The following is a 25295-nucleotide window of genomic DNA, read 5'->3' as shown; positions in this document are numbered from 1 at the left end:
AACGAGTGACCGCTTCAGCGACATTTACATCACGGAGCCAGACCACCTGCGACAGTTAGGACTGTGCCTGAAACGAACTCTGCTTGAGCTGATGCCAACCAAAGAGCGGCTTGGGCGATGTCGTCAGAACGGGCAATGCGCCCTAAAGGCGTCTTCGCCGCAACGGCACTCGGCCTATCTGGATTTCCCTCTCGTGCGTGCATGTCAGTCGCCGTCGATCCAACACGAATTGCTGTGACGCGAATACCGAGCGGTCCCAGCTCCTTTGCCGCTCCAATCGTAAGCGTTTCAAGCGCACCCTTGGACGCTGCATAGTGAACGTATTCACCCGGCGATCCCAACGTTGCCGCGAGCGATGACATGTTGACAATAGTACCTCCTGCGCCGCCACGATCTGTGCGCATACGACTTAGAGCTTCCTGAAGGCAGTAGATTGCACCAAAAACATTGGTTGCAAACGTATTTGCAAGAGTGCCTGCTTCCAGTTCCGCAAGAGGACTGGATCCACCGATAATACCGGCATTGTTGACCAGGCATGAAATTGGCCCGAAGCTCTCATCACATTCTGCGAACATAGCTGAGACGGCTTCTCTATCTGCGACATCCGCTTGGACAGCAAAAGCGCGGACGCAATTTGTTTTGCATTTTTCGACAGTTTCGAGAGCGCCCGGTTCATCGTGGTGATAGTTCACATATATGTTGTAGCCAGCTTCAGCAAAGGCCTGTGCAGTTGCGGCACCGATGCCCTTGCTGGCACCTGTAATGAGGACAACGGGTCGCATGGTCATATTGTCGTATCGCACGATTTCAGCATGTTGACGACTAAATTGAACACTACCTGAAGCTATCGTTGTGCATCCAATCCTTCCGCAAGAGCTGCCGTTAGCTCAATCGAGGCGAGCGGGCACTTGTCCGCCTTGCTACCATCTACGTGCTTCGCGGAGAACGACAGGTAAGAGCCCATCTTGCCCGATGCTGCGCTCTGCACAAACGGCGGGTGCTCTAGTGAGGTGGCAAAACTAAATCTCCAGTTTCTGGTTCCCGATGTGCTGCTATCAGTGCCGATTTCGACCCAGCCACCATGCGTGCATTTCTTCGAACATTGGTTTGAGCGCCAATCCGTCCTTTGTTGCACTATATTCAACGCGAGGCGGTATCTCCGTGAAGACCTCACGCTTCACTAAGCCATCTGCTTCAAGCGCGCGGAGTTGGTTCGTGAGCATCGTTTGGGAGATGCCATCAATGTCGCGGCGCAATTCACCGAACCTCTTTTTTCCGCGGAATATCAGCTCCTTCAAAATCGAGAGTTTCCACTTTCCACCGATCATCGTGAAGATGATTGGTGCGGTACACGGGTCGTCTTTCTTTTCGGGATTACACACCAAAATTCTCCAGTTTTCACTGTTACTACGGAAAAACTGCCTACTTTTCAAATTAATGTAGTGGTGCAACATCCGGCTAAATCAACACTTCTACAGGACATCGGAGAGCGGTGAATATGCACGTCATTCTACTGAAATTCGGAGAAAACAAAGCTTCAGCACCAGAACACATGGCAGATCACAAGGCTTGGATAGCTCAAGGGGTGTCCGATGGCGTTTTCCAATGCGTTGGTTCGCTGGATATAGGCGGTGGTTTTATCCTCGCGCACGGACAAGACGACACAGACTTGCGCCAACGCATTGCAGCAGACCCATTTGTAGAACATAATGTTGTGTCTGCTGAAGTTCTCCAAATTGATGTGAACCAAACGGTTCCTGAACTGTCGTACCTCGCAGAGGCAGACTAAGTTTCCAGACATGAGTGGGCCTCAAAAGCTGCCAATACCGAAAGTGAACCAGCCAACCTACACAATCGGCTCATTCAACGAACAAGCAGTTTGCTCGGCAACTGCCTTGAAGATATGCACCGTCGCTTTGAAGACTTACTCAAAACAATGCATCAAACATGTCTGAACTGTAACCACGCGATCGGTCTCTGGCAGGCATGCCCTACTGCCCGCCCGTAATACTGACCTTACCCACAACTCTGGCGCCGCTTTCAGTTGCCATCGTCTTGGCCGATACATCAGCCTGAATCTGTGCGCTCGACGCAATCTTCAGTTCGTCGCATTTCAGACTGCCTTTTTGCTTACCTTCAATAACAATCTTATTAGCTGACAATGCGCCGTCGACCGATCCGCCGATCTGAACGCTGATTGTCTCAGCGCTAACGTCTCCAAACACGCGGCCCTTGACCTCGACGCTTCCCGCACTTGAGTTGAGATCGCCTTCAATTATCAGATCTTCTTCAATGATTGAGCTTGCCACATCGAGATCCTCCAAGTGAGTTATCAGATACCCTATTTCGGATATCAGACTATGGCCACCGTCGTTCAAAGTGAATTGTTCCGTTAACAACAATGGGCCGCGCATGGGCGCAAGAATTAACATTGCAGGAACCCTGCCAATGTTCATTGCGCAGCTTCGATCGGGCCTTCATGCTGGAGATGTTGGATCGGCATCCGAGGGCGTTTTCCAATCCTTCAGCTCTTCCTACCCTGTCTGGACGGTCTTATGGTCGCTTCTAACCCGATATTCCTTCAGGAGTGCTCGATGCCGTTTCCAGATCATGTATTTAGACATGCGCCCGCTTTGCGTGGAAGAATTACGCCACCAGATACGTCCGAGATGCGGTTCGGGTACGAACGTTTCGCTGAACTCGACGCACAAGCGCTGGAAGAAGGTTGGCCACCGGGGTGGCGCATGAGCCATGAGGACCGCGAGGCCAATCGGCAAGAAATCCTTGCCGGCCGCTTGAAGACGGACCTTTGGGTGTTTGCCTATGGCTCGCTCATCTGGGACCCAGCCGTGCATGTAGCGGAGTATCGACGCGGACTTCTTCAAGGCTGGCACCGCAGCTTCTGTATGCGCTTGGAAGGCGGGCGTGGCAGCCACGACCGTCCGGGGCTGATGGCCGCGTTGGATGACGGCGGGCAATGTGACGGTGTTGTCTTCAGAATAGCAGCGGGTCTGGTAGATCAGGAAACAAAGTTTCTGTGGCATCGCGAAATGTTTGCCGGTGCTTATGAGCCGCGTTTCCTAGAAGTCGATACGCTGCAAGGTTCGGTGGAAGCCCTGGTGTTCGTTATGGATCAAAGCAACCGTCGATACCTGCCGAACCTCGACCAAGAAGAAGCGGCAAAGATGATTGCGGTAGCCGAAGGCGGTCTTGGCTCGAACTTCGACTATCTCCATTCCCTCGTCGGCCACTTGAACGAACTGGAAATTGAAGATCGCGAAATGCGTCAATTACTAGATCGCGCCCTTGTGCATCGATAAATGTAGATCAGGACTCATTGGTCTCCTTAGACGGATCGTAATACTCGTCCCTTCCGGGTAGCGCGGCCAAAACAAGGGCGACTCAAACCGGGCACTCAAATATGGAACAGTATGCTGCAGTCGCAGCCCGCTTTCCGGACCTTCACTACGCGCCTGAAATGGCAGGTGCTCTTTAGTTCAGTCGTTCGGACAACTGCGCCACGTGGCTCCATTGCCGGGGTGACTGTCCGTACATTCGCTTGAACTCGCGACTGAATTGAGAAGAGCTTTGATATCCCACATCCCAGGCCGCCTCTGATACGGTCTTTCCTTCGGCGATTTTCATCGCAGCGTTGTTCAGGCGCATCGATTTGATGAACTGGATCGGGGACATGGTCGTGGCTTCTTTGAACCGCCGATGGAAGACTGCGCGGCTCATACCCACATGGTCTGCCATATCGGCGATGGTAACCTGTTCCTTCAGGTGGTTCGAGAGATAGTCGATGGTACGCGCGATTTCGTTGCCGACACCAAAGGCACGCCTTGCGGCGGCCCCGGCCTCACCCATGAGCACCGCATAACACAACTCGCGCAATCGCCCCGGTCCTAGGACCTCCAGATCAACCGGATTGTCGAGCAGCTCTAGGAGCCGCAACAAAGCCTGCGTGAACCCCGCATCCCAAGACGCAAAAGCCAAAGCCGACGGCGCTTCGCCCCGAGACTGTCTATTGCCACCGGCAGCCGTCTCGATCTCCATGTTGAGCTCGCGCATCATTCGTGGATCCAAAGTGATCACCACTCCGAGTAGAGGATCTTCTTCAGACGCCTTTGGCGTACCCGCTTCGACCGGCAGGGTCATTGGGCACAGCAGATATTTGTCGCTGGCATAGACGTGGTGCTCACCGTCCAGCACAGCTTCTTTGGTCCCACTTAGAATGGCCACCACCGTGGGTTCGTAGACGGCAGGGACGCAAGGCATTGCCTCAGTCACCCGAAAAAGCTGGACACCCTGAAGCGCGATATCGAAAAGGCCCGCCTCTGGCAGATGGCGCTCGACTAGCACTTTGATGTGTTCTTTGCTCATGCTTTTTAGCTAGCAGAGAACTTTCATTTTTGCAATGTAGATGGGACGATTGTGCAACTAATCGAGAGGATATCGCCTGTTTCCGTGCCTGCCTAGGTTCTATCTGTACTTTCAAGCAACGATACCGTGAACCGCCAGCCCGGGCTGGCAGGAGACAGAAAATGGCAGATACGACACTTGGACCCAAAGGTTGGACACCCGAGCGCCTCGGCGACCAGTCAGGCAAAACGTACATCATCACCGGCGCAAACGCTGGCGCAGGTTTTCAAGCCACACGCATTCTTTTAAAGAAGAACGCCAAGGTGGTGATGCTAAACCGCTCGGCCGAGAAATCCGAGGCCGCAATAGCAGACCTAAAACGGGAATTCGGCGCGGAAACCGATGTGAGCTTCATTCGCATGGACCTGTCCGTACTGGATAGCGTGCGCGAGGCCGCCGAAGAGGTTCTGAAGACAGTACCACGCATCGACGCGCTGATTAATAACGCCGCCATCGCGCAGGTGCCGACGCGCAAGCTGACTGTAGACGGGTTCGAAAGCCAACTTGGCACCAACCACTACGGACATTTTCTGCTCAATGGCCTGCTCTTCGACCGCATCGCCGAAAGCAAGGGCCGGATCGTGGTCGTCGCCAGCCTCGGCTACAATATGGGTCTCAAGACCATCAAGTTCGACGATATGAACTGGGACGAGGGCTACGGCGCAAACACTGCTTACTCGCAGAGCAAGCTCGCGCAGATGATGTTTGCCTACGAATTGCAGGACCGGCTGGCCGCTGCGTTGCGCAAAGATGTAGAGATTTTCGTCTGCCATCCTGGCTCATCGGCGACCTCTCTGATCACAACAAGCGGCAGCCGAACGATGCGCTTCATCTGGTGGTTGCTGACCAAGACACCGATGGTTCAGACTGCAGAACAAGGCTCGTACCCTGAGGTCATGTGTGCGACCGAAGAGACCCTGACCGAGCAACGCGCACTCTACGGCCCAACAGGCCGCATGGAAGCGGTCGGCCCGGTCGGCAAGGGCACACTAAACGCTCACGCCTATGATAAAGCCGTCATGACACGGCTTTGGGATGAGTCCGAAAAAGCCGTCGGGTTCGAGTGGAGCCCCTGACCCAGAATAGCAAAGTTTCACCGCCGCCCTACGTGAGGGTCGCTTTTGAACCGGCCCAATCCTGCCGTTCACCGACCGCCCAAGATGCTGCGGTGCGGCCCGTCAGATCGGCCATTCGTTCGTTCCGGTGACATCACCACCCACGCGGCAGGTATGCGTCCAGACTTGCGACCTCCGTGACCAGACCCAATCGTGATAGCATGCTTGCCAGAAGAGCGACTCTGAGGGAAGGAGCATTTCAATGTCGGCAGAGAAGCAACTGGAAAACCTTAAGGCAAGCTGGGCGGCGCTTGCGGAAGGAGACATGGACAAGCTCGCCGGATTCTACGCGGAAGAGATGATTTTCGTGCTGCCCGGACAGGAGAATGTGTTGCAAGGCCGTACGGCATTCAGGGCTGCGCTGGACCGGATTGGAGAGGCTTTGCCGCCCGGCTTCGACATTAAGGATCTACGCTACTGCCCCGGTGAAAACGAGATCGTGAACATCGTGGAGTTCACTTCAGACAAGCTACCGGGCGGTTCGCAATGTGCGGTATTGTTCAGGTTCGGCACCGATGACTTGGTGATCGAGGAGCGATGGTACATCGATACCGAGCAGTGGAAGGTTGCGTTTTAGAGGGATGCATCGATCCGTGCGGCGGCATGCGTAAATCCTATGGCGAGCGCCTCGGCGCGTATAGTTCGGAGGCGTGCCTTTACATCCTCGCCGCGCCCGTCGCGAGCGAGGGCGCGACCACGTTCGCCGAAGAACCGGCTCCACGGCAGAGGTTCGCCGCTGGTGTATATCTCTAACTGTTCGGCGTACCGGTCGGCCTCGTCCCAATCCCTGAGATCGAGGGACACCTCGATAGCGTCACGATAGAACCAGAGCGGATTGTGTGCACCGACGCCTTGCACGACGAGTTCCTCTCCCTCCGCCAGGATCTCTCGCTGACGGTCACCGTCGCGGGTGACGAGCGCGAGGCTGCCAAGCGCCCGCCCGCCGAGGAAGCGCATGCTGGACTCTGACTGGTGAAATGCGTCAACCGCGCTCACAACCAAGCGTTCTGCCTTAGCATGGTCGCCCTGGAGCGCAGTCGCGCGGCCGAGATACTCGCGGCCAACATTTTCGAGATTTACCGAGCCGATCCGTTTTGCGACATCGATGGTGCTCAGCGCCCAGTCCCTGGTTGCCGCAATGTCAAAGAGCTCCAACGTGTAGATACCGACCAGTAGGGCCACCACCTCGGCGCGCGGATTGAAGTGCGATCTTGCCAGCTGCAGCGCTTCCTCGCAGTCCGCGAGGGCATCCTCTGTACGGCAGAGAAAGAGCAACGTCTGGCCGCGCATCGCAAGATTTGCCGCAATCGCGTCGTCGAGGCCGTGCTCACGGCCAAGAGAAACACAATCATCAAACCGTGCGTGGGCCGAGATCATCCGCGCTGCGGCAAACTCGGCGTCACCCAGATTGCCCTGCGCCTGCGCCTCTAGTTCCCGGGATCCCGCTTGCCGGGCGAGATCCAGCGATCGGCGGTTCTCGGCAAGACCAGCTGCGGTGTCGCCGCGTACGAAATGCACGCCTGCCTTAAGCTGGCAAATCCGGGCGCGCTCGTTCAGGAGAGGCGCGTCGCCCGCCTCGCGAAGCGCGTTTGAAAGCGTATCGAGCACGTCGTCGTAGGCCTCAGCGATGCGTTGCGCCTCGCCGATCCCGATAAGCGCCCTAGATCGTTCTGCTCCGCTATCTGCGGCATCATGGGCGGCGCGATATGCTTCGATCATCTGGTCGGTCTTGCCGAGGCGCCTCGACAGATCGCCCAGCAGCATTTGCAGATCGTATTGCTCTGGACCCGTTGAGAGCTCACTTCCGCGCGCGGCGAGTTGCATTGCGGTTTCGTAGCGGACTCGCGCCGCTTGGTCCTGCGCCGCCGCCAGAGCAGCGGCCGACGCCTCAGGCGAATCTGCGCAGTCGAGGTGCTGAGCATGCAAGATCAGATGGCTGGCTCGATAGTGCTCGGCTGCACGCAGATGAAGTTCGCGTCGCCTGTCGCGCAGGATCGACGCATTGACGCCTTCACGGATCAGGGCATGGGCGAAAAGATGTTCCTCACCCTCGAGCCTGACAAGCCGATGCCGGATGAGTGTCTCGCATTCGTAGGTAGGTTTCCCTATCAGATAGCGAAGCGCCGATAGTTCAAAGCGATTTCCGAGGACCGATGCCGCCATGATCGCCTCGCGATCGCGAACCGGAAGCCGGTCGATCCGTGCCAGCACAAGGCCGTGGATCGTATCCGGCAAAATTGTGCTCTGAACGTGGGATAGGTTACGCATCATCTGCTCAAGAAAGAGCGGGTTTCCTTCCGCACGCTCAACCAACTGCCCGAGGTCGATGGCAGGCCCATCGGCCAAGGCTTCGGCAAGCTGAACCGCATCTGCCTCTCGCAGCGGCTGCAACTCGATCGACGTTATCGGGCAGCCTCGGAAGAACCGGACAAAATCGGGGGAAAGTGTCCACCCCTCAATCCGGCTCGTCAGCATGAGAATTGCCGGGCAATAGGCCAGATCCGCTGCCAAGCCAGAGAGCACGTCAATCGTTGCCTGTTCCGCCCAGTGCACATCCTCCATAACAATTAGCCGTGGCGCCCGTGCGGCCTGCGCTGCGATAAGCGCACCAAGCGTCACGCCGATGCCGGCGAGCCGTTCATCGCTCGGCATCTTGGAATAGATCCGCTGCAAGTGGTTGGGCTGTGGTAGATCAAGCAAGTCGTTTAAGAAAACCAAATTCTCCGTGGCGGCGCTCCCGTCAACGAGAATCTGGTCAAGCATCTTGTGGCGTTCTGCTGCGTCTGTCTGAAGCGGCAATCCCAACAGGGTCGAGGCAAGGTCGCGCAGAACGCGAGGGCCACGGGCTGCGCCAAAATCGACAATGTGTACTCGGTGAGTTGTAAAACCCTGTGCGTCGGCGATCCCAATATATTCCTCGGTCAGCCGCGTTTTTCCGGTCCCAGCCTCGCCGCGTAACAACACGATATGTCCGGAGCCGTCCGCTCGGACGCACTCGGTGATTGACGTGAGCTGGCGTAGTTCAGCGGCGCGGCCAACAAAGGTCGTTGCGTAATCCGTTTGCTGCGATTCTCGGAAACACTCGAAGGCCCAGATCGGAACTGCCGCATCTAACCCCTGCACCGACGCCTCGCCCCGGGAAACAAAATCAGCAATCTGCGAGGTCGCTCGGTAGACCGATTCAGAAACCAGCGTCTCTTCAGGCGCCGCTATGCCGTCGAGACGGGAGGCCAAGTTCACGGTATTGCCGGTTACCGTGTACTCGTCATGTTGCTCGCTGCCCGTCCGACTGGCGACAACCTGACCGGAGGCGATCCCGATGTGGGCGCTTAGATCGAGACTTAGTCTATCGGACAGCTCGCGCATTGCATCGTGGATTTCTGACGCTGCACGCAGCGCCCGTTCAGGATCATCGGAGTGAGCGATCGGTGCGCCAAAGACGGCCATGACACAATCGCCGATGTGCTTATCGACCCTCCCAGCGTAGCTCTCGACGACCGCGTCCACGGCGGCGAAGTAGTTGTTCAAGAGCTTGTGTGCCTCCTCCGGGTCCAGACGTGCTGAAAGCCGCGTGTAGCCCGTTAAATCAGCGAACAACACCTTGACCTGTCGTCTTTGGCCAATAGCCGCTCCGGCACGATACGGAGTTACCTCGGTCGCTATCGCGGCGGCCTCGTTGACTGCCTTGAGAATCTTTTTCCTGTGACCAAGCAGTACACCGATTGAGGCCAGATCCGCGTCGGTCAATTCAGGCAACGTTTCGATGTCTATCGCGTTCTGCTCGAAGATCGCGACGTACCTGTCTAGACCAAGCTCCCTAAGCCATTCAGTGATCGACATCCGGAAAACACCCGAGGATAAAACCCGGTGCGACAATAGCAGACGCACGAAAATATGTCGCCGCCTCCCGATAGGTGACGAACTAGATGCGGTGCGCGAATCGTACGTGTGTCTTTCCAATGACTCGCTTTGGGCAGCAAGAGTTCCATCGCTCGCACGGCGATGGGTCGGTTTATCATCGTTCGCGTTGGTTAACACACCGCACTCAATCGATCACAAATGAGCTCTCTGCCGCCGTTGGAGCGTCCGCAGCATGGAGTTAACGCGCATAGATCGCGGCTTTGGGGACGGCCCTGATAGGCGATTTCAAGTAATCTCGTTGTCTCAGCGTCAAACTTAAGCAACTCGCTCCCCTTACAAAGCCCACAAGTTTCCAAAAACCTTATCAGAAAATGGGTTATCTACGAAAAGCAGGATGGATCGTTGAGTCTTGAGCGTGGATCCACCAACATTAAATGAATGCGCCGACTTGATCCGACGATTGATTTATCCCCGAGAGCGGAGGACGCTTCTGCCGCGATATCGGACCAGCCTTTCGGAGCGGTTCGAGAGTTCGAACAACATCAATTCAAGGGATGTCGAGGCCATTCTCCCGTCCGAAATCGGTATAGAAGCTGTCACTGCGATATCGGTTCAATGTGGCTTCGTCTGCTTGTCTTGGGTCGTTGCCAGGGCTTTGAACACCTGTACCTTCTATGAAGCGGTTCACGAGATTGAAGACACCGCAGACCTGGATAGCATCGAACAGCGCGCTCTCTGACCAGCCTGCCGCGTAGACTGCTATTGCGTCTGCTTCCGTCATTCGGGATGGAGAGACAGTAAGCTTTTCAATGTATGCTAGTAACGGTTTGAGTTGATCCTCGACCGGTGCCGTATCGCGGTCTTGCATCAGTGCCTCGATTGTCTCGACCTCAATGCCGTAGGCTTTGGCGAAAACGATGTGCGCACCATGGCAATACGCACAAGCATTCAAGCCAGAGACATAAGCTGCGATTAGTTCACGTTCAGCAACCGAGAGGTCGCTCTCGCCCCTCATCACAAGGCTTTCGTACGCGCAAAGCGGAGAAAGCTTGTCTGGAAAGGCTTGATAGACACTTCCCAGTGTTGCGTTCTCCGGCAGAGATGGAAACAGGCGTTTCATTCAATTCTCTTTCAATCTTGCTTTGGATCACTTCGTCTCAAAATGAGGAACTAACGTTGTTTACGCAACCTTAACGCAAATCCGGGTTCCGCACAGAATTTCCGTTGGAACACTACGAACGGCAGGTTTGCCTAACGAGACCCCAGCATGTTCGTCGTTTGGTTAAAGGCAATTTCATTTGAGCCGTTCTCGTAAGTCCTCATAGTATGGATTGAGCTCCAACCTGACGCCGAGAGAATTTGCGGAGAAAACAATGATGGACAAAATGGCCGCGTAAGGCCATCAAACCAAACCCAGGGACTCTCCGTGAGATGGAGGAAACTAGGGGCTCAGGTCATAAGACGAGGCAAAAGGAATAGATATTGAAGAAACTAGGCGGCATATCAACCGTCGGAGTATTGAGCGATCACCAAACGTCCGTAGTGACGTGCTAAACACGAAATCAATGATCTGCGATTGCTATGGCCTAGACCCAAAGCTTGACTATGATTTCAACGGCTGCCCTGAAGACACACCGCTATATCTGCACCACGCCCGACACCTTCGCGGTCCCGTGGAAGGTGAAACCCGGCGTTACTAAGTACCGGATGACTTCATGGTATTGGGTCCAAACTGCCATCTTATGATCCACATGATCAAAGATCCCTCGTACCTCTCGATACTTAGGCAAATGTTGCGCTTCAAATAGCGTGAGCCGTTTCTGTCGTCACGCCGTGTCAGAGTTAAAAACGATGATCTGTAAGCCGGAAACTACAAACTCATTCTGAATAGACTTCAGCTCTGGGAGAGTGGCTACTGATCACCCGTAAAGTTGCATTTTTAAGTGTTCAGCGTAACGCAACTGACTTTACCCAGTCCATTGAATTCTGGTAGCTTCGGTAAGGCAGTGTGCGTCCGTACCGGGGCTTAGAAATGGAGCGATAATGTCTCCGCGAGAGACTGAGTCCCTGAATTCTAAAAACGGCACAAACGGACCGTCCTCCTCAAGCTGGATCGCGATGTGTTCCTCGGCAGCTTGTTGATAAACGAGAATTGCGTTGTCAAAACCCGGCAAGTTTCCAATCGAACCGTAGGTCTCGGCATTCCCGTCAGACTTTTCACCTGCGTTGAGAACTATGACCGGTTCACAAGTATCATCACTGCTTCTTCCAACATCCGTAGCTCTGTCTTGAGTATCGAAGCGCACCACGGATGGTCCATCGATACGAACCTGACGCACAATAAACGCTATTTCGTCTCTTTCCGGTCCACTGGGGCGCACGACTATGCAGCCCGGGATTTCTTTGCCCCACCAGACACCGCGCAGCAAATTGCCATGTACGTGTACGGTTGCAAGGTTATTTGGGTCACTTTCCAGCATTTCCGTTCCTTTCTACTTTCGCTTCGAATGACAAGTTGACTGTCGGTATGATTTTCTTAGCTCAAATTGGATTTCAAATGATCTCCACACCATTTGCAGTTTGGCCGTGTGCATGCTTCTTGTGGGTCTCTAACGTTTGGACCCGAGGACCTAGACATAAAGAAATTCAAAGTTTGTCTTTCGCCCTGCACGACAGTTTTGACCTCATGCGGGAGCGAGCATGGCGTAATTAGAATATCACCTCGGACCGTCGAAAACGTCTGTTTTCCTTCTGTCGGATGATGAACAATGAAGTCACCGCCCTCGTAGTCACTTGAAAGCTGTACTATCAGAGCGAACTCGTTTGCTGGATCGCTTTCCTTGTCAACGTGAAGGCCTATCGAACCCATACTTGGCAAGCGGTGATGTTGGCATCTGCGAACGTTATATTCTGCACAGTCCGGGACCGATAGTCTTTCAAGCACGCCCGATAGAATGCTCAGGACTTTTGCAGCGACGATAGGCAAAGTTGGGGCAGGTTTTTCGCCGGGATGGCAGTGAATCAGCCTACGAACATATATTTTGATGTCTTTATCATCGCCGTTTGAGATTTCAGATTCGGGCACTTCGGAGAAAAGAGCTTCGAATTGCTCCAAGTCCTGTACCGAAAGTACTCTCTCGGAGCGAATTAGTCGTGAACCAAGCGCTATATCCATTAATTTGACTTCTCGGAGAAAAACCAAACGATGGACTTGCGTTCCCCAGATGTCACGGTCAGTACCTCATGTTCCCGGCGGCAATCTGCAATTATTACAGTGCCATATTCCGGAGCAAACGAAGACGATTTTCCGTCGTCCTGATGCACTTTGAACTCACCACCTTTAAAGGAATGACCTATCTGTAAAATCACAGCAAATTTGTACGCCGGGTTGCTATCCGCGTCTCGGTGCCTTCCTACGAATGATCCCTTGGTCATCCTGTGCGATTGGCATCGCCGAAGCTCCGCGGACTTTCTAAATCCAACGGCGTCTCGGATTCCAATTTTAAATCGGTCCGAAGAGACCACATCAACAAAAACTTTTGACGCTGCACAAGTAAACTGTGGGTCGGTATAGATCGGGTCGGTAACAATCCGCCTCACATAGATTGAGTGAGTATCACCCGCATCGCCGTCGCAAACGTGTTTTTCTTCTACGTCGTCGAGACATTCAGCAATACTAAAAAATTCATCTTTGTCAAACAGTTGTTCGAATTGCACGACCGTCGCGCCTTTCGCGACGAATTCATCTTTGCTATTCATTGTCCTCCAATTCACAATCGTTCGTCCGGTTGACGGACTGACTTCTCACATTCAATCTTCCAAAATGTTAGCACAATTCTTCTAATCAGAGTCTTTTTTTGACGGGGCAGAACTTCAATGGCGCGGTTGCACATATGCAATGCAGGAACCGAAGAGATGATGAGCGGAGCTATCTCTTCTCGCATAACGGAAAGCCTGCTTGCATCAGCACTTCGAAATGCTTGGATGGCTGAGCCGGGTGATATCTATGTAACAGCATGCCGGATTAGTCCGAAGCACACAGACTACATTGCCCGATGTATGTGCTTTCCAGAAAATTCAGTGGAATACACCCAGCTAACAGATTCTAGCAAAGTCCTTACTATTTCTGATGCGATGCTGCGCAATCTCGAGGTAAAAGAAGTTCTTGTTCGCCATATCCAGGGTGCGTCTTTCGATAATCTAAATGTTTGCTACTTCTCAACTGGTATCGCGAAGATTTTCCGTGAGGTCGGTTGCTCGGATGTTAAAGCTCTGAATTTCGCACTCAACTCTGGTCACAAGCTGCTAAATCGAAAGTCGATTTTTCGTGCTATTGCTTCAGGAATGAACGTGCAAATCCCATATGGGAGAGTTGCCTCTTCGATTGACGTGGTCTTGGAAACAATTTCTGAACTACTCAGAGAAACAGGCCATGTTATCGTTAAAGCGGACGATGGAAGCACTGGTGCCGGAAACTATGTGTTTTCTAACGCCCCGACCTACAGCCCCGGGGTCACGGAAGTCGTTGATTTGAGTTCTTCTCAATTAAGTACAGAAATGTTGCAACGGCGTCTCGGACCAGCGCTTCACGGTGAAGTCATAGTTGAGGTCTATCATGAAGAATGTCGCACTTACTACGTGGAGTTCGACATATCAGAGAGGCGCGGGTCACAGCTTGAGCATATCGGAGAGGTCCACTTCTGCCCATCCGCTAGAGATTCAAGGGCTGGTGAGTACGTTGGTTTGACTGTTCCGGCAGAGATTGACACGCAACATGGGCAAAAAGCTGTGGAAATGGGGACGAAGCTTGCGAACTTTGCGCTTGAGCTCGGCTACTCCGGTAAGCTCAATGTTGACTTCATACTTACCCGGAGCGGCCAACTAAAGGCGACAGAATTCAACGGCAGATGGGGCGGGGGAACAGTACTCTATGCAATTTCGACCCGGCTAAGCGAGCTAAATGATGGACGGCAGATCTTCTTGCGCTCGTGGCGCGGCGAGAGAAGGGATGATGAGTCTTGCAGATCAAAACTTGCAGCCAGTGCCCAGTTTGAAAACTCAAATTTTGAAGGTGTTTTGGATTTAACTGGTCAGAGTAACAATCTGTCGCTTGTTGAGTATGTGTTTGTTTCTTCTAGCCGCGAGCAACTTCAACACTTGTATGATGCACATGTGTATTGTCCTAAGCCAGTGGAATCAGAAGGTTAACAAGATGCCAAGGTGGTTTGGAATTGGAGTAATCTACGCTTTATCAAGCACTTTGAGTTTGTGGCTGGAAATGATCTATGTGTCTGGTTTTGTAGTTGTGCTACACTCCACAATTTTTGCTGGTTTCTTGAATGCGGCCCACGAATGTGTGCACAGTGTCCACACAAAAAGGTGGCGTGATGAAAGCTCGTTTGGAGTATTTTGGTGCACGCCACTCCTAATAAACTACGGACTATTCAAGTCCAAACACTTGGCTCATCATGCCAATATTGGCAAAGCCGACGATACTGATCCACCACATAAGTTTACTTCTCTGCGGGAGTATTTCTACAGAATGAGTGGCGTATGGTATTGGCCAGCGGTTCTTTCAAAGTTGGTGTGCAGCCCGAAGAGCGCGGATTTTCCTTTCAAGCCGTCTCATAGTCTACTAAAAAGTGCAAAAGTTGCGCGACTAACAATTTTTGTTTTCTTGATTGTTGCAATCGTCAGTACGGTTTTCTTCCCTGTTACAATGCTGCTTATCTACTGGCTTCCGCTTCTACTTGCTCCCACAGCAATATTATTCTTTAGCCTATCAGAACACTATGGCTGTGGAGAATATTCTGACGGACAGTTCGAAACGAGAAGCGTCCAGAGTAACGCTGTCATTAGATACTTGATTTGGGAGGCAAATTATCATGCTGAACATCATGCATATCCGGGAATTCCGTCTCGACGCTTGCGAGCGATTTGGGCGGAAAATCTGGTTCCCAAACGCAAGGTAGAAAGATCTTATTTGGCTTTTCACTTTAACGTTTTGCGCGAAATCTCTGCGTCTAAGTAGACGGCTTTCTTAGTGGATGGATGTTAGTTTATCCAAACCTCAGCTCTTTGACTGGCTATCTGGCTGTGTCGAACTACCTTAAAATTGATTGATTTTGAGAGGCACGGGAGTTCTCACGACCACGTCGTGAATAGTAGATCGTTGGGTTTCTAAAACACCCCCTTCCAGCAACTAACGATGACCTTTTCGAACTGATGCGTTTCGAGAGAGCTGCATAGAATGCCATCATTCGTCGTTGTGCCGAAAATGGTAGGTCTGGGCTCACAGTCATATTTCGCCGCTCGATGAATGAACGGCGGCCGACCAGCAAGGCTCCCTTTGGCTATGACATTATCGAATTGGAAACCTTCGCTGGCCGACAGGCACATCAACTTGTCGCAATTTCTGAACTATTTCTTCTGGCTTGTATCTCCTGTTCGCCATTCTCGGTCCCCCGTCTCTCAAGCATAACGGTGGTCCAAATCAATTCGGGCATTCCTGCTCACTTCACCTTGTCCGGTCTCGCTTGAAGAACTCTTCGAACTTGTCGGCATAACCGTCGGAAGTCAGCGTTTCCTCGTTCCGCGCCAGCGCGCCTTCAGCGATATTGTCAGGCAGGATATTGCGCCGGGCTTCAACCAGATCGGTTAGAAAGGCAGAGGTGAATTCCGGATGTGGCTGGATGGTCAACGCCTTGTCACCATAGGTTAGTATCGCGTTGGCGCAGAAATCTGACGAGCCAATCACCTCAGCTTGGTCAGGGATTTCTGTCACCTGATCCTGATGCCAGGCCAGGATGCGTTCACTAGGCCCATCCGTGACCTCGTAATCCGTCGCGCCGACCGACCACCCGCCAGCAAACTTCTCTACCTTGCCGCCCAACGCCTGCGCTAAGATCTGGTGACCAAAACACACCCCGACAATGGGAACTCCGGCATCAAAGACATCGCGCAGGAAGTCTTCAAGCGGTGGAATCCAGTCATGCCCCTCGTAGGCACCGAATTTCGATCCGGTAATCAGCCAGCCATCAGCGTCGTGGATCGACGCGGGCAGAACCCCATCCAGCGCTTTATAGGTCACAAAGTCGAAGCCGCGCCCGGCCAACATCTTCTTGAAGAAGTCGTCATAGTCGCCGTGCTTTTCGCGGAGCTCATCAGGGGAGCGCCCGGTCTGTAATATCCCGATTTTCATGTTCGGCCTCTCAGACACGCCCAACTTCGACGCCCTCGGCACCCGCAGCTTTGGCAAGCAGGCACAACCAGTCATGTGCCACCGTGGCAGCTGCAACCGCGGTGATCTCTGACACGTCATAGGGTGGCGAAACCTCGACCACGTCCATGCCAATCAGGTTCAACCCCTCAAGGCCACGTACGAATTCCAGCGCCTGCCACGACGCCAGGCCGCCGGACACCGGCGTACCGGTTCCGGGGGCAAAGGCCGGGTCCATGCCATCCACGTCAAAGGACAGATAAACCGGCGCATCGCCTGCTCTCTTTCGCGCCACCTCGATCGCGGCGTCGATACCGTTGCGGTGAATCCAGGGGCTGGTGAGAATTTCAAAGCCGAAGTCCTCGTCATTAAAGGTGCGTAGCCCCACTTGGGTGGACTTGCCAACATCGATGATGCCTTCGCGCGCGGCGCGCAGGAACATGGTGCCATGGTCCTGCATCTCGCCGTCATCGTCCCATGCATCGCAATGGGCATCGAACTGGATCAACGCCACCGGACCGTATTTTCTGGCATGCGCCTTGAGCAGTGGGTAGGCGATCGAGTGATCGCCTCCCAAGGTCAACATCTTGGCACCGCTTTCGATGATGAGGTCAGCATGAGCCTCGATTGCAGGACGCACGGTATCCGGATGATGAGGGTCAAGATGAACGTCACCGTAATCCACGACCGACAGCGTATCAAACTGGTCGAACCCGAATGGGAAGGCTTTGAGTTCGGCCAGTTGAACCGATGCGGCCCGGATCGCCTGCGGCCCCAACCGGCATCCGGGGCGAAAGGTGACGGCATTGTCATAGGGAACACCCGTCACCGCCACATCGACCCCTTCGAGATCCCGGCTGTAATTGCGACGCAGGAAGCTGAGCACGCCGCCATAAGTCATCTCATGCCAACGGCCTTTGGTGGTTTCCTTGCGCAGGAAGGCCTGATCACCCGTGTGAGGCATATTTCTTGCTCCTGTTGATTTGCAACGCGGCGGCAATGATGCCCAGCGACACCACGCCGATGATGATGGTGGCCAGTGCATTCACATCCGGGCTCACTCCAAGGCGGACCTTCGAGAAGATGACCATCGGCAGGGTCGAGGCACCCGGGCCCGACACGAAGCTGGCGATCACCAGGTCATCCAGGCTGAGTGTGAAGGCCAGAAGCCAACCTGACACCAACGCCGGAGAGATTACCGGCAGGGTCACGTCAAAGAACACGCGCACCGGCTTGGCCCCCAGATCCTGCGCCGCCTCTTCGATGGACATGTCCATATCGACAAGGCGCGATTGGATCACCACGGCGCTATAGGCGGCCCCGAAGGTGGCGTGCGCGATGATGATGGTCAGCATACCCCGACCGCCGGGCCATCCGATCAGCCCCTCCATCGCGACGAACAGGAGCAAAAGCGACAGACCAATGATCACCTCGGGCATCACCAAAGGTGCGGTGATCATCATGCTGAGGATCGACTTGGTTCGGAATTTCTCAAACCGGGTCAGAACGAAGGACCCCACGGTCCCGATTGTCACCGCCAGAGTTGCACTTAGAAAGGCAATCTTGGCACTGATCCAGGCAGCCTGCAGGATTTGCGGGTCCCGGAGCAGCTCACCATACCACTTGGTTGAAAAGCCGCCCCAGACAGTGACCAGCTTACTTTCATTGAAGCTGAAGACCACCAGCGAGAGGATAGGGGCATAGAGGAAGATGAATCCCAAAAGCCCGGTCACCTGAAGAAATCTCGATTTGCGTTTCATCATTTCGCTCCTTCTTCAGCGGCCTGCGCCTTACGCAGCATCATAATTGGAATGACCAGGACGAAGAGCATGACGATCGCCACGGCGCTCGCTATTGGCCAATCACGGTTCGAGAAGAACTCGTTCCACAGAACCCGCCCGATCATCAACGTATCGGGTCCACCCAGTAGCGCTGGGATCACGAATTCACCGACTGCGGGGATAAAGACCAGCATGCAGCCAGCGATGATTCCGCTCATCGACAAGGGTAGTGTGACGGTGAAAAACGTCGTCGCTGGACGTGCGCCCAGATCGGCGGAAGCTTCCAGATAGGATTCGTCCAGCTTCACCAGGTTGGCGTAGAGCGGTAGGATCATGAACGGAAGGTAGGTATAGACGATGCCAACATAGACGGCAAAATCGGTCTGCAGCATGATCAACGGCTCGTCGATGATACCGATGGTCAGAAGAAAGTTGTTGATGATCCCGTTGGCCTTGAGAAATCCGATCCAAGCGTAGACTCTGAGCAGGAACGAGGTCCAGAACGGCAACACCACTAGCATCAGCAGGATGTTGCGTTTGTCGACCGGCGACCGCGCAATCATATAAGCCATGGGATAGCCAATCAGCAGCGTGATTACCGTGGAAATCGCCGCGATCTTGACCGACTCGATATAGGCCGAGAGGTAAAGCGGATCATCCAGCAAAAACAGGTAGTTCCCGAAATTGAGTGTCAGGTTCAGGAATCCGTCATCCCACTCCCAGATCGGAAGATAGGGCGGACGTGCAATTGCCGCCTCGGACAGCGAAATCTTCGCCACGACGAGAAACGGGATGAGAAAAAACAGAAGCAGCCAGAAGGTCGGAATGGCAATGACCAACCCGCGGCCCCCTAGGCCCAGCTTTTCCAGGATACGGCCAAGGAAACGACCGCCCGGAAGTTTGGTATTGATATCGGCTTCGGTGCTCACGACGTCACCACAACACCGGCATTACCGGCCCATCCGAGATGCACTTTTTCGTCCCAGTCAAACGGATCGTCCCCGGACCGGGTCATGTTGGTCTGGCTGACGCGCACGCGTTTACCGCTGTCCAGACGCACGTGATAGACCGAGGAGTTGCCCATATATGCAATCTCGTCGATCACACCGGTCAATGTGTTGCGCACATCCGGTAGCTTTTCCTTGGAAATCATGACCTTTTCCGGGCGCACGGCCACGGCGGCCTTCTGACCCAGAACACCGCTGATCCCATGGGGGACGTAGAGGTCGCTGCCAGTTTCCTTTGAACTGATGATGACATGATCGTCGCCGTCTTCGGTGATGCGGCCCTCGAACACGTTCACCGAACCAATGAAATCAGCCACGAACCGGTTCTGCGGGTATTCGTAAATCTCGTGTGGCGTACCGACCTGGACGATCTCGCCTGCTGTCATGATACCGATACGGCTCGACAGGGTCATCGCCTCTTCCTGATCGTGGGTCACAACCACGAAAGTCACACCCAGGCTTTCCTGAATCTTGATCAGTTCGAACTGGGTTTCTTCACGCAGTTTCTTGTCCAATGCGCCCAGCGGTTCGTCCAGCATCAGAAGCTTGGGTTTCTTGACCAACGACCGGGCCAGCGCGACCCGCTGACGTTGACCACCCGACAATTGGTGCGGTTTGCGCGAGGCGAACTGATCCATCTGCACAAGCGACAGCATGTCGGTGACGCGGGTGGCGATTTCGGCCTTGGGCAGACCATCGCGTTTCAGGCCATAGGCGATGTTCTTTTCCACGGTCATGTGGGGGAACAGCGCGTAAGACTGAAACATCATGTTGGTTTCGCGGGCATAAGGGGCCACACCGGCCTGATCCTGACCATCAATAATGATCTGGCCCGAGGTCGGGGTTTCGAACCCCGAGAGCATCCGCAGAAGGGTGGATTTACCACAACCGGACCCGCCAAGTAGGCAGAAGATTTCGCCCTTGTAGATATCCAGCGACACGTTTTCCACGGCGGTGAACTGACCGAACATCTTGGTCACGTTCTTGATCTGCAAGAAGGGTTCCGCGTTCGGATCGGCCCAAGGTTTCGTTTCGGTTACGGATCTGGCTTCTGACATGTTCGCCCCCTGAAGAGTGAATTGCATCGGACCGGAACCCGCGTGTCGGGTTCCGGCAATGTTTGCCGGGTTATTGTCCGGTCTTGATTGTGGTCCAGGCGCGGGTCAGCGACCGGTCATAGCGCGAGCTGTGCGGCTTGAGCGAAAACAGGTTCGCTGCGACATCAGCGGGAGGATAGATGCCCGGATCACTGGCCACCTCTTCCACAACGAACTCGGTCGCGGCCGTGTTGGGATTGGCATAGTAGACATAGTTGGTAATCGCGGCTGCAACCTGCGGTTCAAGGATGTAGTTTATGAACTTCAGTGCGTTTTCCGGGTTCGGTGCATCGTCGGGCACCGCCAGCATGTCAAAACCGACCTGACCACCCTCAGCCGGGATGGCATAGGCCACGTTGATGCCCTGTCCTGCTTCGGCGGCACGGTCGCGCGCTTGTAGAACGTCGCCCGAATAGCCGACCGAGACACAGATATCGCCATTGGCAAGGTCGTTGATGTATTGCGACGAATGAAAGTAACGGATGTGCGGTCGCACCGCCATCAACAACTCGGTCGCTTTCTCCAGATCACCCTTGTCTTCCGAGTTGGGGTCCAGACCCAGATAGTTTAGCGCGGGCGCCATGATCTCGGAGGGGCTGTCCAGGACGGCAATACCGCAATCGGCCAGCTTACCGGCGGTTTCGGGATCAAAGATCATGTCCCAGCTGCCAATCTTGCCCTCGTCGATGCGTTCCTTCACCTTGTCGACGTTATAGCCAAGACCCGTGGTGAACATCATGTAGGGCACGCCGTATTTGTTATCGGGGTCGTTGACCGCGATCACGTCCAGGATACCCTGGTCCAAGTTCCCATAGTTGCTAAGCGCGCCTTTATCGATTTCGGCAAATACACCAGCCTGCGCTTGGCGCGCCATGAATTCGATCGAAGGCACAACAACATCATAGCCGCTGGCACCGGTCAGCATCTTGGCTTCCAGCACTTCGTTGCTGTCGAACACATCGTAGTTCACTTTGATTCCGGTTTCGGCCTCAAAATTGGCGATGGTGTCCTCGGCGATGTAGTCCGACCAGTTGTAGACGTTCAACTCACCCTCGGCCATGGCCGCGCCTGCGGTCAGGGCCAGTGTCGAACAAAAGATTGCAAGGTTTTTCATGGAATCCTCCCTTTGGATTTTGAAGATTTTGAGACTTGAGTTGGAAAATCAGACGCCCAGTTTGTCGCGTGCGGCGTACCACCACGATCCAACCATCGAGTACGGTACGCGGAACATCCGACCGCCTGGGAAAGGATACCACGGCACCTTCTCGAACACGTCGAAACGGGTCAGATCGCCGTCGATGGCTTCGGACAGGATACGCCCGAATGTGTGGCTGCCGGTCACGCCGTGTCCGCTATAGCCGTGGGCGAAGTAGGTGTTCTGCCCGATTCGACCCATTTGGGGTACGCGGCTGAACGAGAGGGCAAAGTTACCGCTCCAGGCATAGTCGATCTTGACGCCTTTGAGCTGCGGGAAAACCTTGTCCATGTTGCGGCGCAGCTTGGCCTCGATATTGCTTGGATCGCTGCCACCGTAAACGGTGCCACCGCCAAACAGCATGCGCTTGTCACCCGACAGGCGGTAGTAGTCGAGGATGTAGCGGATATCTTCAACACAGGCGTCCTGCGGCAGCAACGAATGCGCGAGCTCTTCACCCAGCGGTTCGGTCGCCATCACCTGGGTCGACACCGGCATAACGCGCCAGGTCAGTGTGGGAACGACATGTCCCAGATAGGCGTTACCGCACAGAACCAGCGTCTTACAGGTTATCGTGCCTTTGGCTGTCTTGATCACAGGCTTGGCCGCATCAGTGTCTACGTCCGTCACCGGTGACATTTCATAGATCGTACCGCCCAGCTTTTCGAACGCCGCCGCTTCACCAAGCGCGAGGTTCAGCGGGTGCATGTGGCCGCCCGAATGGTCGATCAGGCCACCTTCGTAGAGGTCGGAATTGATGTGCTCGCGCAGCTGGTTCTTGTCGAGCATCTCCTGGTTTTTGATGCCGTAACTGGCCCAGAGGTTCATCCGCTCTTCCAACTCGCGCATATGCGCCTTGGTCAGACCGGTGAAGATGTTCTTTTCTTTCAGGTCGCAGTCGATTTCATACGTCTTGATCCGTTCACGGATGATCTCGCCACCCTCTTGCACGAGACCGGCAACAAAGGTCGCGGTGTCCTGACCATAGCGTTTCTTGATCGTCTGAAGGCTGGCATTCAACCCGTTAACGATCTGACCGCCATTGCGCCCCGATGCGCCCCAACCCACACGAGCGCCCTCAACGATGGCAACTTTGTAGCCTTTTTCGACAAGGTGCAGCCCGGTGGACAGACCGCTATATCCCGCGCCAATGATACAAACATCAATCTCGTTGTTACCCTGCAACTCGGCACGCTTCGGCGACGGATTGGCCGAGGCGGCATAGTAGCTCGTTGTGTGCCGGCCGTCTCCGGCATAGGAATTCGTCATGGCGTTCATCACACGACCTCCAGGTAAGAGTGGTATTCAAAGTCGGTTACTTGGCGGGAGAATTTCCTGAGTTCTTGCTGTTTGCATTCGACAAACATGGTCTGAAGCCGGGATGAGAAGATCTCGGCGACGTGTCCGCCTTTCTGAAACGCTTCGATCGCGGTAGCCCAATCCAGCGGCAGATGCTCAATATCCTGGTTGTAGGCATCACCTACGATGGCCGGCGCAGGGGTCATCTTGCGTTCGATCCCTATCAGGGCGCCGCCCAAAATACTGGTCAAAACAAGGTAGGGGTTGGCGTCGGCCCCGGCGACCCGGTGCTCAATCCGCCGCGCCTTGTGACTGCCACCCGGGATACGGATTGCGGCGGTACGGTTTTCATAACCCCAGGCCACCCCCGTTGGCGCATGTGCGCCCGGCAGAAGGCGACGATAGGAATTGGCATGCGGCGCGAAGGTCAGGGTGTTTTCCTGCATCGTCGCCAAAAGGCCCGCCACGGCGTTCAGCATTGTTTCGGTGCCTTCCTCTCCGCCATTGTCGAAGACGTTATTGCCCTGTTCATCAAGCAGTGAGAAATGCACGTGGAAGCCGCTTCCGGCGCGGTCGCCGTAGGGTTTGGCCATGAAAGATGCCGCGAAGCCATGCTTGCGGGCTATACCCCGGACCAGACGCTTGAACAGCACCGCATCGTCAGCAGCACGCAGCGGATCATCCAAATGCATCAGGTTTATTTCAAACTGGCCCGCGCCGTTCTCGGAAATCGCCGCATCCGCCGGAATGCCCTGCTGGGCACAGGCGTCATAGACGTCATTCAGAAAGCCATCGAAATGCTCCAACTCATCAAGCGACAGCACGCCATCAGAATCTAGCCGCTTACCGGTTACCGGCGAACGCGGGGGGGCGGGGCGATCACCCGACGGATCGCAGAGATAGAATTCCAACTCAGTCGCTACCACAGGGGTCAGACCACGCGCCTTGAACCGGTCAACAACACCCCCCAATGCGCGACGCGGATCGCCAGTGAAGGGCGTGCCGTCTTCACGGCGCATCCACAGCATCGCCATCGCGGTGGGGCGCTCCGACCAAGTGATCGGCAGCAACTCGCGCCCGGTGAAGTCGCACAGACCGTCCGAGTCACCAGTCTCGAAAACCAATTCGCTATTCTCGATATCCTCGCCCCAGACGTCGACACTTACCACCGAGAGCGGCATCCGCATGCCGCCCTCGACGACTTTACCTGCCTGTTCAACTGGCACGCGTTTACCGCGCAATGTCCCGTTCAGATCGCTCACACAGGCAAAGATCGACTCGATCTCAGGCTTATCATCCAGCCATTTGGTTAAGTCCGCCTTGGTCATCTTTTCCTCCGTAGTGATATCGTATTTTATATTGTGATATCTTTTATAATTTTTAGATGCCATTTTGCACTTGAGTCAATTATTTTTTCGAATACTGTCACAAATATCGAAAGTTCCACTCGGGTAAGCACATGCCAAAGGATCAGAATTTGATCATCCCTGAATTCGGCTCAGACAAGGATCTGACCACCCAGGAATATGTGTATGAACGCCTGCGCCATGCGATCATGATCGGCGCGATTCGCCCCGGAACCACCTTGACGATGCGCGGATTGGCCGAAGCCCTGAAGCTCAGCCCCACCCCAATTCGCGAAGCTGTTCGGCGTCTGAGTTCGGAACATGCCATCGAAGTCATGCAGAATCGGCGCATGACCGTACCTCGTATGACACTTGGCCGTTTCGAGGAACTCGTGGCGCTGCGCGTTGCTCTCGAAGTGCATTCCGCAGAACGTGCGCTCCCTTATGTATCTGATATCATTATAGATAGAATGCGCTCAATCGATGATGCGATGGATGCAGAGATCGAGGAGAACAACCTGGACGGCCTGACGATCCTGAATCAGGAATTCCATCGCACGCTCTATACGGTCAACCCCAACCAAGTCTCTATGCCGGTGATCGAAAGTGTCTGGCTCCAGCTCGGACCGTTCCAACGGCAGGTCATCGAGCAGCTTAAGGAATACTACCTTGTCGATCGCCACAAAGAGATCCTCGCAGCGCTCAGGACTCGCGATGCGGCCGCGCTAGTTGTCGCCACCGAAAGCGATATCCGCGAAGGCATGAGTCGCAACGGGCGGAGGCTTCTGACCCAAATGGCGGGCGAAGCCTAGGCCAATCTCCCCCTAACCAGTTTTTCCAGGGCGTCATATACGGCGCCCTGCTGCTGTTTTTTGTCCAAGATTCGCGATCTTGGGTACAACTTTTACACTCAGTTGACTTTTTGTGATATCATTTTATAAGATGCGATATCT

General features: G+C 54.4%; 23 protein-coding genes. 7 read left to right on the top strand and 16 right to left on the bottom strand.

What is annotated here, in order from left to right:
- Positions 1-29: 29 nt before the first annotated feature.
- A complete protein-coding gene (locus ACR0NF_RS13115; protein ID WP_480778391.1) occupies positions 30-788 on the bottom strand; it encodes an SDR family oxidoreductase in 759 nt (252 codons plus the stop codon).
- A 267-nt stretch (positions 789-1055) separates the two neighbouring features.
- Positions 1056-1382 carry a winged helix-turn-helix transcriptional regulator gene (locus ACR0NF_RS13110; protein ID WP_480778390.1) on the bottom strand — a complete coding sequence of 109 codons (327 nt, stop codon included), beginning with the start codon at positions 1380-1382 and terminating at the stop codon, positions 1056-1058.
- Between the two features lie 116 nt (positions 1383-1498).
- Between ACR0NF_RS13110 and ACR0NF_RS13105 the strand changes: the two genes are divergently transcribed.
- Complete coding sequence (locus ACR0NF_RS13105) at positions 1499-1789, top strand: YciI family protein (protein WP_480778389.1); 291 nt, start codon at positions 1499-1501, stop codon at positions 1787-1789.
- 202 nt (positions 1790-1991) lie between these two features.
- On the opposite strand, the gene ACR0NF_RS13100 is transcribed toward ACR0NF_RS13105, so the two are convergent.
- On the bottom strand, positions 1992-2324 hold the full coding sequence (locus ACR0NF_RS13100; RefSeq protein ID WP_480778388.1) for a bactofilin family protein: 333 nt from the start codon (positions 2322-2324) through the stop codon (positions 1992-1994).
- Positions 2325-2594: 270 nt separating this feature from the next.
- Here ACR0NF_RS13100 and ACR0NF_RS13095 point away from each other — a divergent pair, with 270 nt between their 5' ends.
- Complete coding sequence (locus ACR0NF_RS13095) at positions 2595-3320, top strand: gamma-glutamylcyclotransferase (RefSeq protein ID WP_480778387.1); 726 nt, start codon at positions 2595-2597, stop codon at positions 3318-3320.
- A 172-nt stretch (positions 3321-3492) separates the two neighbouring features.
- Here ACR0NF_RS13095 and ACR0NF_RS13090 read toward each other — a convergent pair whose 3' ends face one another.
- Entirely contained in the window at positions 3493-4383 is an 891-nt protein-coding gene (locus ACR0NF_RS13090; protein WP_480778386.1) for an AraC family transcriptional regulator, read from the bottom strand.
- A 161-nt stretch (positions 4384-4544) separates the two neighbouring features.
- On the opposite strand from ACR0NF_RS13090, the gene ACR0NF_RS13085 reads away from it, so the two are divergent.
- Both ACR0NF_RS13085 and ACR0NF_RS13080 read left to right on the top strand, forming a co-directional pair.
- A complete protein-coding gene (locus ACR0NF_RS13085) occupies positions 4545-5498 on the top strand; it encodes an SDR family oxidoreductase (RefSeq protein WP_480778385.1) in 954 nt (317 codons plus the stop codon).
- A 241-nt stretch (positions 5499-5739) separates the two neighbouring features.
- Entirely contained in the window at positions 5740-6114 is a 375-nt protein-coding gene (locus tag ACR0NF_RS13080; RefSeq protein WP_480778384.1) for a nuclear transport factor 2 family protein, read from the top strand.
- Here ACR0NF_RS13080 and ACR0NF_RS13075 read toward each other — a convergent pair.
- The 4 genes from ACR0NF_RS13075 to ACR0NF_RS13060 form a co-directional block, all read right to left on the bottom strand.
- The gene (locus ACR0NF_RS13075; protein WP_480778383.1) at positions 6111-9377 is read right to left on the bottom strand and encodes an adenylate/guanylate cyclase domain-containing protein; all 3267 of its coding nucleotides are present in this window, start codon (positions 9375-9377) and stop codon (positions 6111-6113) included. The two genes, ACR0NF_RS13080 and ACR0NF_RS13075, sit on opposite strands and share 4 nt — an antisense overlap.
- 568 nt (positions 9378-9945) lie before the next feature.
- The gene (locus tag ACR0NF_RS13070) at positions 9946-10518 is read right to left on the bottom strand and encodes a carboxymuconolactone decarboxylase family protein (RefSeq protein ID WP_480778382.1); all 573 of its coding nucleotides are present in this window, start codon (positions 10516-10518) and stop codon (positions 9946-9948) included.
- Positions 10519-11365: 847 nt separating this feature from the next.
- Positions 11366-11878, bottom strand: a complete 513-nt coding sequence (locus ACR0NF_RS13065) for a hypothetical protein (RefSeq protein WP_480778381.1) — start codon at positions 11876-11878, stop codon at positions 11366-11368.
- Between the two features lie 694 nt (positions 11879-12572).
- On the bottom strand, positions 12573-13157 hold the full coding sequence (locus ACR0NF_RS13060; protein WP_480778380.1) for a 2OG-Fe(II) oxygenase family protein: 585 nt from the start codon (positions 13155-13157) through the stop codon (positions 12573-12575).
- Between the two features lie 117 nt (positions 13158-13274).
- Between ACR0NF_RS13060 and ACR0NF_RS13055 the strand changes: the two genes are divergently transcribed.
- Positions 13275-14606, top strand: coding sequence for a preATP grasp domain-containing protein (locus tag ACR0NF_RS13055; RefSeq protein WP_480778379.1), 1332 nt, complete (start codon positions 13275-13277; stop codon positions 14604-14606).
- Positions 14518-15429 carry a fatty acid desaturase family protein gene (locus tag ACR0NF_RS13050; protein WP_480472793.1) on the top strand — a complete coding sequence of 304 codons (912 nt, stop codon included), beginning with the start codon at positions 14518-14520 and terminating at the stop codon, positions 15427-15429. Before ACR0NF_RS13055 ends, ACR0NF_RS13050 begins: the two co-directional genes overlap by 89 nt.
- A gap of 486 nt (positions 15430-15915) precedes the next feature.
- On the opposite strand, the gene ACR0NF_RS13045 is transcribed toward ACR0NF_RS13050, so the two are convergent.
- The 8 genes from ACR0NF_RS13045 to ACR0NF_RS13010 all read right to left on the bottom strand — a co-directional run bounded on the left by ACR0NF_RS13045 (position 15916) and on the right by ACR0NF_RS13010 (position 24324).
- The gene (locus ACR0NF_RS13045) at positions 15916-16599 is read right to left on the bottom strand and encodes a type 1 glutamine amidotransferase (protein ID WP_480778378.1); all 684 of its coding nucleotides are present in this window, start codon (positions 16597-16599) and stop codon (positions 15916-15918) included.
- A 10-nt stretch (positions 16600-16609) separates the two neighbouring features.
- A complete protein-coding gene (speB, locus tag ACR0NF_RS13040; RefSeq protein WP_480472789.1) occupies positions 16610-17581 on the bottom strand; it encodes an agmatinase in 972 nt (323 codons plus the stop codon).
- On the bottom strand, positions 17565-18377 hold the full coding sequence (locus tag ACR0NF_RS13035; protein ID WP_480472787.1) for an ABC transporter permease subunit: 813 nt from the start codon (positions 18375-18377) through the stop codon (positions 17565-17567). The genes speB and ACR0NF_RS13035 overlap by 17 nt, the downstream gene beginning before the upstream one ends.
- Positions 18377-19267, bottom strand: coding sequence for an ABC transporter permease subunit (locus ACR0NF_RS13030; protein WP_480472916.1), 891 nt, complete (start codon positions 19265-19267; stop codon positions 18377-18379). Before ACR0NF_RS13030 ends, ACR0NF_RS13035 begins: the two co-directional genes overlap by 1 nt.
- A 56-nt stretch (positions 19268-19323) precedes the next feature.
- Positions 19324-20463: an ABC transporter ATP-binding protein gene (locus ACR0NF_RS13025; RefSeq protein ID WP_480472785.1), complete on the bottom strand. Its 1140-nt coding sequence runs from the start codon at positions 20461-20463 to the stop codon at positions 19324-19326.
- Between the two features lie 70 nt (positions 20464-20533).
- The gene (locus tag ACR0NF_RS13020) at positions 20534-21616 is read right to left on the bottom strand and encodes a polyamine ABC transporter substrate-binding protein (RefSeq protein WP_480472783.1); all 1083 of its coding nucleotides are present in this window, start codon (positions 21614-21616) and stop codon (positions 20534-20536) included.
- Positions 21617-21664: 48 nt separating this feature from the next.
- On the bottom strand, positions 21665-22975 hold the full coding sequence (locus tag ACR0NF_RS13015) for an NAD(P)/FAD-dependent oxidoreductase (RefSeq protein WP_480472781.1): 1311 nt from the start codon (positions 22973-22975) through the stop codon (positions 21665-21667).
- Positions 22975-24324 (bottom strand): glutamine synthetase family protein, encoded by a 1350-nt coding sequence (locus tag ACR0NF_RS13010; RefSeq protein WP_480778377.1) that lies wholly within the window; start codon positions 24322-24324, stop codon positions 22975-22977. Before ACR0NF_RS13010 ends, ACR0NF_RS13015 begins: the two co-directional genes overlap by 1 nt.
- A gap of 131 nt (positions 24325-24455) precedes the next feature.
- Between ACR0NF_RS13010 and ACR0NF_RS13005 the strand changes: the two genes are divergently transcribed.
- A complete protein-coding gene (locus ACR0NF_RS13005) occupies positions 24456-25154 on the top strand; it encodes a GntR family transcriptional regulator (protein WP_480778376.1) in 699 nt (232 codons plus the stop codon).
- The last annotated feature ends 141 nt before the right edge of the window (positions 25155-25295 follow it).

This window comes from Ruegeria sp. CF4 (genome assembly GCF_056537345.1).
The sequence above is the reverse complement of the archived record's forward strand: the minus strand, read 5'-3'. Positions and strand labels throughout refer to the sequence as shown.

Bases quoted from the DNA above. Each gene is read 5' to 3' on its own strand.
- ACR0NF_RS13115 (WP_480778391.1), bottom strand. From the start codon at position 788: ATGACCATGCGACCCGTTGTCCTCATTACAGGTGCCAGCAAGGGCATC.
- ACR0NF_RS13105 (WP_480778389.1), top strand. From the start codon at position 1,499: ATGCACGTCATTCTACTGAAATTCGGAGAAAACAAAGCTTCAGCACCA.
- ACR0NF_RS13095 (WP_480778387.1), top strand. From the start codon at position 2,595: ATGCCGTTTCCAGATCATGTATTTAGACATGCGCCCGCTTTGCGTGGA.
- ACR0NF_RS13090 (WP_480778386.1), bottom strand. From the start codon at position 4,383: ATGAGCAAAGAACACATCAAAGTGCTAGTCGAGCGCCATCTGCCAGAG.
- ACR0NF_RS13085 (WP_480778385.1), top strand. From the start codon at position 4,545: ATGGCAGATACGACACTTGGACCCAAAGGTTGGACACCCGAGCGCCTC.
- ACR0NF_RS13080 (WP_480778384.1), top strand. From the start codon at position 5,740: ATGTCGGCAGAGAAGCAACTGGAAAACCTTAAGGCAAGCTGGGCGGCG.
- ACR0NF_RS13075 (WP_480778383.1), bottom strand. From the start codon at position 9,377: ATGTCGATCACTGAATGGCTTAGGGAGCTTGGTCTAGACAGGTACGTC.
- ACR0NF_RS13070 (WP_480778382.1), bottom strand. From the start codon at position 10,518: ATGAAACGCCTGTTTCCATCTCTGCCGGAGAACGCAACACTGGGAAGT.
- ACR0NF_RS13065 (WP_480778381.1), bottom strand. From the start codon at position 11,878: ATGCTGGAAAGTGACCCAAATAACCTTGCAACCGTACACGTACATGGC.
- ACR0NF_RS13060 (WP_480778380.1), bottom strand. From the start codon at position 13,157: ATGAATAGCAAAGATGAATTCGTCGCGAAAGGCGCGACGGTCGTGCAA.
- ACR0NF_RS13055 (WP_480778379.1), top strand. From the start codon at position 13,275: ATGGCGCGGTTGCACATATGCAATGCAGGAACCGAAGAGATGATGAGC.
- ACR0NF_RS13050 (WP_480472793.1), top strand. From the start codon at position 14,518: ATGTGTTTGTTTCTTCTAGCCGCGAGCAACTTCAACACTTGTATGATG.
- ACR0NF_RS13045 (WP_480778378.1), bottom strand. From the start codon at position 16,599: ATGAAAATCGGGATATTACAGACCGGGCGCTCCCCTGATGAGCTCCGC.
- speB (WP_480472789.1), bottom strand. From the start codon at position 17,581: ATGCCTCACACGGGTGATCAGGCCTTCCTGCGCAAGGAAACCACCAAA.
- ACR0NF_RS13035 (WP_480472787.1), bottom strand. From the start codon at position 18,377: ATGAAACGCAAATCGAGATTTCTTCAGGTGACCGGGCTTTTGGGATTC.
- ACR0NF_RS13025 (WP_480472785.1), bottom strand. From the start codon at position 20,463: ATGTCAGAAGCCAGATCCGTAACCGAAACGAAACCTTGGGCCGATCCG.
- ACR0NF_RS13020 (WP_480472783.1), bottom strand. From the start codon at position 21,616: ATGAAAAACCTTGCAATCTTTTGTTCGACACTGGCCCTGACCGCAGGC.
- ACR0NF_RS13015 (WP_480472781.1), bottom strand. From the start codon at position 22,975: ATGAACGCCATGACGAATTCCTATGCCGGAGACGGCCGGCACACAACG.
- ACR0NF_RS13010 (WP_480778377.1), bottom strand. From the start codon at position 24,324: ATGACCAAGGCGGACTTAACCAAATGGCTGGATGATAAGCCTGAGATC.
- ACR0NF_RS13005 (WP_480778376.1), top strand. From the start codon at position 24,456: ATGCCAAAGGATCAGAATTTGATCATCCCTGAATTCGGCTCAGACAAG.